This window comes from Spiroplasma endosymbiont of Dactylopius coccus (assembly GCF_977110965.1).
The window spans coordinates 963106-975177 of record NZ_OZ373019.1 but is presented as its reverse complement, the minus strand read 5'-3'; the positions used below and the strand labels follow the sequence as shown (position 1 = coordinate 975177).

Here is a 12072-nt window from a genome sequence, read left to right as displayed (position 1 = left end):
ATAGAATTAATTAAACATAGTTATTTTTGTAAGTTACACAGATTACTAAACATTACCGCATTTGTGGTATAAATTACTCTTTTAATTTCTGTTGAATAACTAATAAAAACTATCAAATTTTCTCAATTTTTATATCAAGATTTAGCAATTTGAGGATATTGTTTATTTCACTTATTTTCAAATGTTTCTAAAGCCTGCATTGCTTGTTCTTCACTACATGCAGTATAAATTGGTTTTAAATCTGCAACTAGAGATTTTCTATGCTTATATGAGACATATTTCAAACTATTTCTAATTTGATGAACGATGCATAATTGATGTTCTGTTTTAGGATAAACTGATTGTATTGCTTTTGACATTCCTGTTAAATTATCACTACAAGCAATAAGAATATCATTTAAGCCTCGATTTTTCATTTCTGTGAAATGGGCTAATCAAAATTTAGAACCTTCATTTTCACTAATTCATAAGCCTAAAACATCTTTTTTACCTTCTAAATCAACTCCTAAAGCTATATACACAGATTTGTTAATAATGCGTTTATCTTGTCGTATTTTAACTACTATGCAATCAAAATAAACAATCGGATAAATACTATCTAATGGTCGATTTTGCCATGCTTTTACATCATCAATAACATCATCAGTAATTTGACTAATAACACTTTCACTAATATCAGCACCATGATATAACTCTTGTAATTGCAATCTAATATCTGATAATGTCATACCTTTTGCATATAAAGAAATAACTTGTTGATCAAAGCCATCAAATCTTCTTTGTCTTTTTGCAACTATTACAGGATTAAAATTACTATTGCGATCTCGTGGTACATCAATCTCAATTTTACCTTGTTGAGTTATTAATTTTTTTGAACTTATACCATTACGAGCATTGTCACTATTACTATGTTGATTCTTATCATATCCTAAATAATTTTGCATCTCAGAATTCAACATTTTTTTACTAATCTTTTTGTTAATTCTTTATACAAACCTCCCTCTTTAAAAACTGTTGTTAAATCTTCAGTATTTTCTAATAATAAATCTACTGCTTTTGATATTGGATCATTATTATTAATATTTTGCTTTTTAGCCATCTGTAATTCACTCTTTCTAGGTTTATTATAGAACTAATTAAACATAGTTATTTTTGTAAGTTACACAGATTACTAAACATTACCGAAATGGATCCTAATCGCTGTTTCAATGAAATTGGATATAACGATGATAGGGGATTTACTTCTTCGTTTTAATATATTAAATAATTGTAATAATAAAAAAGTGAATTATTAATTCACTTTTTTATTATTATATAATGTATTTTTTTCAGTTAATATTTTTAACTAAAATGTGTTTTTTTTATATTTCATCAAAAGAGGAGTTAATGACTTTACTTTTACATAATTTGGATAGATGGTTGATTTGAATCTGGATGATCTATCGGTTCGCTTTCATTTATTAAGTTTGAATTAAATGGTTGAAAATTAAATTGTTTTATTAATTTTTTAAAACTATAATTTTGTGCTTGTTGATTAGCAAATCTTTCTATTCCTTTTAAACTATTGGTTGCTATTTCTTTTGCAATTGAAATTTTTGTTCAAAATCAATCAAAATAAGAAAAAGAAAAAGAAGTAAGAGTATTTTCAAGAATTACTGTCAATAGTGTTAGTGGAAGTGCTTTTTTAATATTTTCTAAATTTATTTCTTTTTCTTCGCCATAAAGACCAGTTAATATATTTTTAAAAATTGATACAAAAAGAAGCATACTAACAGTACTACCATATTTAATAATTTTTGAAAAGTTTTGATTTTTTAAATTTTGTCATAATTTTTCAATGCAAGGTTGAGCAATTTTATCAAAAATTAATTCTTCAATTAAAATACTAGTAAAAAAGATACTTATTCTTTCTATAAAAGAGATGAAGTTGAAATTTTCTTCACTAACATGTAAATATAAAAATTGATCTCAAATACTAATACCACCAATTACTAAAGAAAAAGATAAGTATTTTCATTTATTTTTTAAAGAAATAAGTTTGTAATTTAAATAAGATAAATTCATTACTATAACACCACTAATACCACTCATTAATACATCTCAAAAATTATGATAAAGATTTTCAGGTAACTTTTCTTTATGAAAATAATTTTTAGCTTCAAATAATAATACTGATCCGAAAGCAAAATTTAAAAAAATTGTATTAGGTAAAAACATATATTTTGAACTTAAAAATTTTTTTAAAAAATTAGGTTTTTCTTTATTTATTGGTAAAAAAGTAGTTAAATCCAAGTCATTTAAATTATTATTGTATTCTCTTTCTTCTTCATTATTGTATATTTTATATTTTGTTTCAATTTTTTTATTTTCATTTAAATTTGATAATTCTAAAATAACTGCACCATCATTTAATATAATTTCTTTCATTAAATATAATTGATTATTAATATTTGTTATTTTTTCATTTAAAACATCACCTGTTATAAATTTCGTATTATATTCTCAATTACCATTAATATCTAATCTTTTTTGTGTTTTTCCACCATAACGATCATCAGTATCCCTTCAATCATTGCTAAAATTAACAATAGTATGTACTGAATCACCATCAAATAATAAATTGTTTAAATTATTATTTTCTCTTGCATTTGTTATTTGAACATCATTTAAAGTTATAATACTTTCAGTACTAGATGAATCATTATGATTTATTGATATATGTGAATTATTAATTCCGTTATAATTAATATGTGCACTTGTTTCTAATAAAGGTAATTTTTCTGTATTAATCATTTTTTCATCCCTTTCAAAATAAAAAAACCATTTACTTTAAAATGAAAGTAAATGGATTAAAAAACTTATATTAATTTTTATATTTATTATAAAGAAATAAAACGTATTTCACAATATATTTTTATCTAGTATTTTAAATAAAGTTTATTTAATTTATTTTTTATTAAAAATATAATTGAATATAAACTAAAAAGCAAAAAATATGGAAAAAAATAAAAAAGTAAAACTATTAAAGATGATATCATAAAGAAATATAATCAAAATAAATATAAAATAATGATAAAAAATTGAGGCTTTTTAGAAATCTGTGTATCTTTGTTTTACAAAGTACTAGTTAAGATTAATTCTATCTTCAAATTTTATCATAAAATGAGCAATTGCTGTATTTCAATTTTGAATGGGCATTGTTCATTTTTTTGTTATATTTTCAATTGCTAAATAAAATATTTTCAATTCTTCCATATCATTAGGAAAAACTTTTTTATTTCTGATAACTTTTCGTAATTGACTATTAACAGATTCAATAGCATTTGTGGTATAAATTACTCTTTTAATTTCTGTTGGATAACTAATAAAAACTATCAAATTTTCTCAATTTTTATATCAAGATTTAGCAATTTGAGGATATTGTTTATTTCACTTATTTTCAAATGTTTCTAAAGCCTGCATTGCTTGTTCTTCACTACATGCAGTATAAATTGGTTTTAAATCTGCAACTAGAGATTTTCTATGCTTATATGAGACATATTTCAAACTATTTCTAATTTGATGAACGATGCATAATTGATGTTCTGTTTTAGGATAAACTGATTGTATTGCTTCTGACATTCCTGTTAAATTATCACTACAAGCAATAAGAATATCATTTAAGCCTCGATTTTTCATTTCTGTGAAATTGGCTAATCAAAATTTAGAACCTTCATTTTCACTAATTCATAAGCCTAAAACATCTTTTTTACCTTCTAAATCAACTCCTAAAGCTATATACACAGATTTGTTAATAATGCGTTTATCTTGTCGTATTTTAACTACTATGCAATCAAAATAAACAATCGGATAAATACTATCTAATGGTCGATTTTGCCATGCTTTTACATCATCAATAACATCATCAGTAATTTGACTAATAACACTTTCACTAATATCAGCACCATGATATAACTCTTGTAATTGCATTCTAATATCTGATAATGTCATACCTTTTGCATATAAAGAAAGAACTTGTTGATCAAAACCATCAAATTTTCTTTGTCTTTTTGCAATTATTACAGGATTAAAATTACTATTGCGATCTCGTGGTACATCAATCTCAATTTTACCTTGTTGAGTTATTAATTTTTTTGAACTTATACCATTACGAGCATTGTCACTATTACTATGTTGATTCTTATCATATCCTAAATAATTTTGCATCTCAGAATTCAACATTTTTTTACTAATCTTTTTGTTAATTCTTTATACAAACCTCCCTCTTTAAAAACTGTTGTTAAATCTTCAGTATTTTCTAATAATAAATCTACTGCTTTTGATATTGGAACATTATTATTAATATTTTGCTTTTTAGCCATCTGTAATTCACTCTTTCTAGGTTTATTATAGAATTAATTAAACATAGTTATTTTTGTAAGTTACACAGATTACTAAACATTACCGGTGGTTGTTTAATTTCAAGTGGTGTTGCTATGGGTATAAATAATGATTTTAATAATGCTTATGCAGTACCTACCATAATTGCTGGTGCAAGTGAAATTATACATAATTTACTACCTATGGAAACTACACATCATAATGAAGAAATGCAAGAAACATCATTTAATGATGAAACTACAAGATTAATTAATGACAATAGATTTACTATTAATAGTGAAACAACTAGTCAATATGGTAGTGATAATCTAAGCGAAGTACCATTAAATACTGATAATGCTTCATTAAATTGAGATTACAATCACATGAGTTTATAAAGGAGGTGAAAAGTATGAATAAAGAAAAATTAATTAAATATTATGATGATAAATTAAAACAACATGAAAAAGATTTAGAAGACATACGACTGAATGAACGTTTAATTGCAAATCTTTTAATGGATGCAAAATGTATGATTGAAAGAATTATTAAAGGTGAATTTGATGAATAATCAAAAATAAAAAAATAAATAGTTGAAAGGAAAATATTGGAATGAAAGAATTTTTACATGAATTAATAATTATTGGAACAAGTGTTGGAACATTAATTTGCAGAGAAATTATTGTTTTATTAAAAAGATTTATCACAACTCCAAAACATGTTAGAGCAAATAACAAAATTATCAAACATCAAAAAAAATTAGCAAAATTAAATGAAAAGATTAATAAAGGAGAAAAATAATATGACAAAAATTGAATTTAATGAAAAATATAAAAAACAAGATATTAGTATTGATAGAGATTTTGATTTAGATATAGGAAATTGTTTTAAATTTTCTGATATTGATATATTAGAAAATGCTGTTAATGATTATAAAAAACTAATAAGTGAAATGCCACAATTAGTTAAAGATTGACTATGGGAATAAGATTAGGAGAATGTTAAATGTTAGAACCTGTTTAAAATCTTTTTAATAAAATTGAAATAAAGGAAAGAACAACCATTTGTAAGCTAGTATTTAATTTTCTTTCACAATTTTTTCATAATCTTCTGCATTTTTCTAATCATGCAAAACTTCGTTCTACAACTCATCTTTTTGGCAATAATACAAAAGAATGTAATTCATTACGTTTGATAACTTCAACATTTGCATTTATGATTGTTTTGATTTTAAAAGCAAATTTTTCACCAGTATAACCAGCATCTACTAGTATTTTTTGAACTTTAGATAAATTTTCTTTTTCATTTTCAATCATTATTATAGCACTGTTACGATCTGTTTTTTCTGCTGTGGTTATGTAAATTGTATGTGGTAAACCTTGAGAATCAACAGCAATATGACGCTTTATTCCTGAAATTTTTTTACCAGCATCATAACCTTTATTTTTAGCAGTATCTGTGTTCTTAACACTTTGTGAATCAATTATACAAAAACTAGTTTGTTCTTTTCTACCATTATTGATACGAACTTTTCTAACTAATTTTTTTTAAAATTACTTGTCAAGTGCTAGGTTCTTTATCACTATTTTTACTTCAAATTTGAAAATAATAATATACAGTTTGTCATTTTGGAAAATTTTTTGGTAACATTCTTCATTGACATCCACTTTTTAATACATATAAAACTGCACAAAATACTTCATATAAATCTAAATTTCTTGGTTTTGTTTTCTTTTTGCTATTTTCTAAAATTGATCTTATGTTCTCAAATTGTTCTTTAGTAACATGACTTGGATAATTTTTATGCATATATACCCCTTATCTTAAAATATATAGTCATTTTACGTTATTTTATAAAAGATTCCAAACAGGTTCTTAGAAAATGAAAATAATGTTCAACAAACAACTGAACCTTTAACTGAAAACAATGCTTCTTCACAAGAAATAGAAAATAAAGTTAATGAAGCAGAAAATAAGTTAAATAAACTTAATCAAGAAATTAAAGAAAAAGAAATTATTAATATATTTAAAAAATATCAAGTTAAAACTGAATTTTATGATTATTTAAAATTTAAAACTAATAATTTAGAAAATTCAAAAATTGAAGAAACTATTAAAAAAATAATTAAAGAACAACCAGTATTTAAAGAAACAATTAATACAGGTGGCAAACCACAAACAATAATAACAAATCAACCAAATTCAATAAAAAGTACTTTATTGGATTATAAAAAGAAAAATAATTTATAACAGAAAGGAAAATAAAAAATGGCAGTACCATTCAATAAAAATTTAGATAATACCGAAAAATTAGTAGAAGCACCAGAATTTATAGAATTTTATAAACAATCAAATTCACCATGAGCAAGTTTTTTTCCCATTGAAATGGTTAATTCTACAAAAATTGAATTTATAGTTAAAAAACCAAAAAATCCAGAAATGAAAATACTAAAATGAAATGATAAAAGCAAAGGATTAGATGTTAGTTATGCTGAAACTATTAAAATTTTAAAAGAAATTAAAGAAGAAGCAGTTGCAGGTGAAATAATTGCTAATGTTGATTTAAATGCTGAAAATGGACAAAATTTATTAAATACAATGCAATATGAAGTTGCTAATGATTTAGCAGATTATTTAGCAAATAATGATACAAATGTAATTGCAAAATATGCAACTAAAGTAGATATTACTGATAAATCATCAGTAGGATATTTAAAATCAATGTTAGATGCTTGAAATACTTTATTTCAATTAAGAAATAGTAATAATTGTCGTTTTTTTATTACTAATAATCTTTATGATAGTATTGTTTATTTAGCTAATAATAAAGGTTTAATTACTGATAATCAGATTGCTCAACAATTAAGATTAAATGGAAATGACTTATATATTAAAGGTGTACTATGTCAAATTGTAATGGATGATTATATGACTTTTACTGATAATAATGAAACTAAAATTATGTCTTTTGTTTTAGCTACACCAAGAGCAATGAAAAGATATATGTTGCAAAATACAGTTGTATATGTTCAAGATATTGCTGATGGTAAAGTTGGAAGAAGATATTTAGTTGGTGGAGAAGTAACTGGTGAATCAATACCATATATAACAGATGAAGAAACAACTTCACGCTGAATGTTATGTGCAATTATTAATAATGATAAAACTGATTTAAAAACTAAAATTACAAGTTTAACAACTGATATTACTGCAAATGTTAATAACAATAATAGTGAATTAAATACACAAATAAAAAGCACTAATGAACTTAAATCATTAAATCCTAATTTAACAAATCCAACTATTAAATATTTTAGTGATGCACAAGGCAAAACTAATGTAAGTAATCAAAAACAAAAAGCAGGTGACTTATATATAACTATTACTGCAAATGTTAATGACTTAAATTATAAAGGAACAACAAATCCAATTAAAATAACTCTTAGAACCTGTTTAGGATCTTTTTTAACTTATTTTTGATTAAATTAATATCATAAATGTTATTTTATAGTTGAAAAATAAATTTTTAATCGATAAGTTGTCAAATGATAAAATCTTTTTAACAAAAAAATGACAAAGAAAATAAAATGTTAATTAACTGTCAGGTTAGAAATAATTATTCCCTTTTTTAGTTTAATTATGTTTAAAAGATTCCAAACAGGTTCTTAAATAAAGGAAAATAAATGCCATGCCAATCGGTACAACTAGTACAGCAATACTTTTGAACATAAATAAACCCAAACATACTAGAATAAGTAAACAGCAAGAAAATAAAAGTTTTTGATGAGAAATTTTAGAAATGATTGGTGTACAGGTCATAGCAGTAGCACTTGCCCCTTTTACTGGTGGATTAAGTGAAAGTGTAGCCCTTGGATTAGGTGCAAGTGATTTAATTGCTAGTATTAGTGCTGTTGGTGTAGAGTTTTTAACTGATTTTACTATTAATCAAGTTTATGATTATTTAAAAGGAAATGTAACAAAATTAAATTGGAATGGCAACACTTTTTAGGACTATTTTTTGGTAGACACTTGTTCTTGATATTTGATAGGAGTTAAGTAGTTTAAAGTGCTGTGGATTCTTATGTTGTTGTATCAATTGATATAATCAAATAATTCTAATTTTAATTGGATTAATGATGTAAAATTTTTATCATTAATAAATTCTGTTTTGAAAGTTTTAAAAGTTGCTTCAGCAACAGCATTATCATAAGGACAACCTTTTTTGCTTAAAGATCGAGTAATATTGAATGCTAATAAAAGATTATTAATAATTTTATTGTTAAATTCATTACCTCTATCACTATGAAATATTTGGATATCTTTTAAACAACGATTTGATTGCATAAATGCTTGATATACTAGTAATGCATCTTTTTTAACTCCAACACTATGTCCAATAATTTCGCGGTTAAATAGGTCTATTAATATGCAAATATAGTTTCATTTACCATTAACTTGAACGTAAGTTAAATCACTAACAATAACTTCATTTTTAACCATATTATTAAAGTTTCTATTAACAAGATTGGTTATTTGACTATTATTGACTTTATTATGATGATTTTTGAATGATAATTTAGTGTATTTTGATATTAAATTATGCTTATTCATAATTTCTTTAATTTTTCTGCGTGATAAATAAATTTCTTGGTTTTCTAAAATTTTTTTTAATCTTCTAGTACCATAAACTTCTTTATTTTCTTTAAAAGCACTAATAACAGCTTCATCATACATATTATTTTTGATTTTATTTTCTTTTTTCTTTAAGTTAAAATAATATGTTGATTTAGATATTTTCAAAAAACGACACATTGTGCGAATTTTATATTTAACTTTATTTTTAGCAATAATTTCTGCTTTCTGCCTATTATTAGTGCTGCTTGCTTTAAAATATCATTTTCCATTCTTAATTGTTTTAATTCTTTTCTTAATTTAATTAATTCATTTTCTTCAACAGAACGATTATCTTTAGTTTTAAACCTGTCTGAATTAGTAAATTGCTTAATTCAATTATAAGTAGCTGCTCTTGTAACATTGTACTCTTTAGCAAGACAAGACACTGACTTACCGCTTTGATATAAAGCTACTATTTGTTTTTTAAATTCATCTGAATATGAGTTAATATTGGCCATAATTATACTTCCTTTCTTTTCACTAATTTGTTCACTTGTCTACGTAATTAGTGTCCAATAAAGTGTAACCCATCCATATTGAATGAATAAAGGAAAATTTACCTAAATATATTTACTTTTATAATAACCATCGACCTCAAATAAAATTAAAAGGAATGAGCTAATCGATATTCGATTGGACTCATTCCATTTTCATTTGTTCCTCTGCACGTACATGTGATGAGAAATCGGTTAAATAATATTTTTAAAAAAAGCGAAATAAAATTTAAAAATCGCTACCCTAACAAAAAGTTATTTGTTAGGGTAGCTAACAACGAGGTAAACTCGTTGGAGTGAGTTACGAAATAACAAGAGCAAACCCACTATTACTTGACTTCTATTAAAAATTTTTAATTAGTCTTTTTGCCAATAAAAAAACCAACACTTGCAGAAATAATTATACAAATTGTAATAATAATCACTCATATTCATCAAGTCATATTTTAATCACCTTTCTAATTTAAATTTAATTTAATACAATTTTATTATAACACATTTTAAAATAAATTAGGATATCAAATAGTGGAATGGCAACACTTTTTAGGACTATTTTTTGGTAGACACTTGTTCTTGATATTTGATAGGAGTTAAGTAGTTTAAAGTGCTGTGGATTCTTATGTTGTTGTATCAATTGATATAATCAAATAATTCTAATTTTAATTGGATTAATGATGTAAAATTTTTATCATTAATAAATTCAGTTTTGAAAGTTTTAAAAGTTGCTTCAGCAACAGCATTATCATAAGGACAACCTTTTTTGCTTAAAGATCGAGTAATATTGAATGCTAATAAAAGATTATTAATAATTTTATTGTTAAATTCATTACCTCGATCACTATGAAATATTTGGATATTTTTTAAACAGCGATTTGATTGCATAAATGCTTGATATACTAGTAATGCATCTTTTTTAACTCTCCAACACTATGTCCGATAATTTCGCGATTAAATAGGTCTATTAATAGGCAAATATAGTTTCATTTACCATTAACTTGAACGTAAGTTAAATCACTAACAATAACTTCATTTTTAAGAACCTGTTTAGGATCTTTTTTAACTTATTTTTGATTAAATTAATATCATAAATGTTATTTTATAGTTGAAAAATAAATTTTTAATCGATAAGTTGTCAAATGATAAAATCTTTTTAACAAAAAAATGACAAAGAAAATAAAATGTTAATTAACTGTCAGGTTAGAAATAATTATTCCCTTTTTTAGTTTAATTATGTTTAAAAGATTCCAAACAGGTTCTAAGACTATTATTAAAGTTTCTATTAACAAGATTGGTTATTTGACTATCATTGACTTTATTATGATGATTTTTGAATGATAATTTAGTGTATTTTGATATTAAATTATGCTTATTCATAATTTCTTTAATTTTTCGTCTTGATAAATAAATTCCTTTATTTTCTAAAATTTTTTTTAATCTTCTAGTACCATAAACTTCTTTATTTTCTTTAAAAGCACTAATAACAGCTTCATCATACATATTATTTTTGATTTTATCTTCTTTTTTCTTTAAATTAAAATAATATGTTGATTTAGATATTTTTAAAAAACGACACATTGTGCGAATTTTATATTTAGGTTTATTTTTAGCAATAATTTCTACTTTCTGCCTATTATTAGTGCTGCTTGCTTTAAAATATCATTTTCCATTCTTAATTGTTTTAATTCTTTTCTTAATTTAATTAATTCATTTTCTTCAACAGAACGATTATCTTTAGTTTTAAAACTACCTGAATTAGTAAATTGCTTAATTCATTTATAAGTAGCTGCTCTTGTAACATTGTACTCTTTAGCAAGACAAGACACTGACTTACCGCTTTGATATAAAACTACTATTTGTTTTTTAAATTCATCTGAATATGAGTTAATATTGGCCATAATTATAGTTTCTTTCTTTTAACTAAAATTTGTTCACTTGTCTACGTAATTAGTGTCCAATAAAGTGGAACCCAATCAATGATTATAGTTATCGTTGTTCTTATGATGATGTTTTTAAATTTAATCAATTAAATAGTAATTATGCTTTTAAAGAGTGCGATATGGTTGTTTTAGATGAGTTAGGTTTGAAAATTAATAGTAATGATTTGTCACCCGAATTTAAAGAAACACAAAAAAGTTTGGAAATGTTTTGCAAATTAATAGGTCATAATTTTAATGGAATTATGTATATGATTGAACAACACCCCGATAGAACACCAAAACAAGCACGTGAAAAAGTAGAATATATTGTTCAAGTTAAAAGAATGCGTATTTTGTTATTTTTAGTTAAGTTTAAACTAAATATTTATACTAATGTTGATGACTATAATAAAGTTGTCTTATCTAAAAGACAAACTAAGAAAATAATTAAACGTGGTAGATTACTACCTAGTTATAGTGGTGAAAATATGACTTTTAGTTTATGATTTACTAGGTCTTATTTACAAAGATATAATAGTCCGTGCTTTAAATTATATTCATTCGTTAAAGAGCGAATTAAGTAGTGTTAAAGACTATGAAAAGTCACAAGCATTAGATTTTACTGTTGA

General features: G+C 23.8%; 13 protein-coding genes and 3 pseudogenes. 8 read left to right on the top strand and 8 right to left on the bottom strand.

Going from position 1 to position 12072, the window contains the following annotated elements:
• Positions 1 to 53 precede the first annotated feature (53 nt).
• From ACXUB0_RS06130 to ACXUB0_RS06120, 3 genes and pseudogenes are all read right to left on the bottom strand, one after another.
• A pseudogene (locus ACXUB0_RS06130) lies at positions 54 to 1099 on the bottom strand (IS256 family transposase); the annotation flags it as partial.
• A gap of 299 nt (positions 1100 to 1398) precedes the next feature.
• Positions 1399 to 2793: a hypothetical protein gene (locus ACXUB0_RS06125; protein ID WP_458258108.1), complete on the bottom strand. Its 1395-nt coding sequence runs from the start codon at positions 2791 to 2793 to the stop codon at positions 1399 to 1401.
• A gap of 330 nt (positions 2794 to 3123) precedes the next feature.
• Positions 3124 to 4361 (bottom strand): annotated as a pseudogene (locus ACXUB0_RS06120) (IS256 family transposase).
• Positions 4362 to 4475: 114 nt separating this feature from the next.
• Here ACXUB0_RS06120 and ACXUB0_RS06115 point away from each other — a divergent pair.
• The 4 genes from ACXUB0_RS06115 to ACXUB0_RS06100 are packed head-to-tail and all read left to right on the top strand — an operon-like array spanning position 4476 to position 5347.
• Positions 4476 to 4757: a hypothetical protein gene (locus ACXUB0_RS06115; protein ID WP_458258107.1), complete on the top strand. Its 282-nt coding sequence runs from the start codon at positions 4476 to 4478 to the stop codon at positions 4755 to 4757.
• 14 nt (positions 4758 to 4771) lie between these two features.
• Entirely contained in the window at positions 4772 to 4930 is a 159-nt protein-coding gene (locus ACXUB0_RS06110) for a hypothetical protein (RefSeq protein WP_458258106.1), read from the top strand.
• Between the two features lie 41 nt (positions 4931 to 4971).
• On the top strand, positions 4972 to 5160 hold the full coding sequence (locus ACXUB0_RS06105) for a hypothetical protein (protein ID WP_174481134.1): 189 nt from the start codon (positions 4972 to 4974) through the stop codon (positions 5158 to 5160).
• Position 5161: 1 nt separating this feature from the next.
• Positions 5162 to 5347 (top strand): hypothetical protein, encoded by a 186-nt coding sequence (locus ACXUB0_RS06100; protein ID WP_458258105.1) that lies wholly within the window; start codon positions 5162 to 5164, stop codon positions 5345 to 5347.
• Positions 5348 to 5378: 31 nt separating this feature from the next.
• Here the strand turns inward: ACXUB0_RS06100 and ACXUB0_RS06095 are convergent.
• Positions 5379 to 6168, bottom strand: a protein-coding gene (locus ACXUB0_RS06095) for an IS5 family transposase (protein ID WP_458258104.1) whose coding sequence is annotated in 2 segments (ribosomal slippage) — positions 5379 to 5906 and positions 5908 to 6168 — 789 coding nt in all. Because the reading frame shifts where the segments join, the coding sequence is not laid out codon by codon here.
• 459 nt (positions 6169 to 6627) lie between these two features.
• Here ACXUB0_RS06095 and ACXUB0_RS06090 point away from each other — a divergent pair.
• On the top strand, positions 6628 to 7848 hold the full coding sequence (locus ACXUB0_RS06090) for a hypothetical protein (protein ID WP_458258103.1): 1221 nt from the start codon (positions 6628 to 6630) through the stop codon (positions 7846 to 7848).
• A gap of 199 nt (positions 7849 to 8047) precedes the next feature.
• Positions 8048 to 8368 carry a hypothetical protein gene (locus tag ACXUB0_RS06085; protein WP_458258102.1) on the top strand — a complete coding sequence of 107 codons (321 nt, stop codon included), beginning with the start codon at positions 8048 to 8050 and terminating at the stop codon, positions 8366 to 8368.
• A 2-nt stretch (positions 8369 to 8370) separates the two neighbouring features.
• Here the strand turns inward: ACXUB0_RS06085 and ACXUB0_RS06080 are convergent.
• Positions 8371 to 9491, bottom strand: a protein-coding gene (locus ACXUB0_RS06080; RefSeq protein ID WP_458258101.1) for an IS3 family transposase whose coding sequence is annotated in 2 segments (ribosomal slippage) — positions 8371 to 9248 and positions 9248 to 9491 — 1122 coding nt in all. Because the reading frame shifts where the segments join, the coding sequence is not laid out codon by codon here.
• A gap of 71 nt (positions 9492 to 9562) precedes the next feature.
• Between ACXUB0_RS06080 and ACXUB0_RS06075 the strand changes: the two genes are divergently transcribed.
• On the top strand, positions 9563 to 9655 hold the full coding sequence (locus tag ACXUB0_RS06075) for an IS3 family transposase (RefSeq protein WP_458258802.1): 93 nt from the start codon (positions 9563 to 9565) through the stop codon (positions 9653 to 9655).
• Positions 9656 to 10076: 421 nt separating this feature from the next.
• Here ACXUB0_RS06075 and ACXUB0_RS06070 read toward each other — a convergent pair.
• The 3 genes and pseudogenes from ACXUB0_RS06070 to ACXUB0_RS06060 form a co-directional block, all read right to left on the bottom strand.
• Positions 10077 to 10555: pseudogene (locus ACXUB0_RS06070) on the bottom strand (IS3 family transposase); the annotation flags it as partial.
• 196 nt (positions 10556 to 10751) lie between these two features.
• Complete coding sequence (locus ACXUB0_RS06065) at positions 10752 to 11102, bottom strand: IS3 family transposase (protein ID WP_458258100.1); 351 nt, start codon at positions 11100 to 11102, stop codon at positions 10752 to 10754.
• Between the two features lie 41 nt (positions 11103 to 11143).
• Positions 11144 to 11422, bottom strand: coding sequence for a transposase (locus ACXUB0_RS06060; RefSeq protein ID WP_458258099.1), 279 nt, complete (start codon positions 11420 to 11422; stop codon positions 11144 to 11146).
• Positions 11423 to 11583: 161 nt separating this feature from the next.
• Between ACXUB0_RS06060 and ACXUB0_RS06055 the strand changes: the two genes are divergently transcribed.
• Complete coding sequence (locus ACXUB0_RS06055) at positions 11584 to 12027, top strand: hypothetical protein (protein WP_458258098.1); 444 nt, start codon at positions 11584 to 11586, stop codon at positions 12025 to 12027.
• Positions 12028 to 12072: the final 45 nt, after the last annotated feature.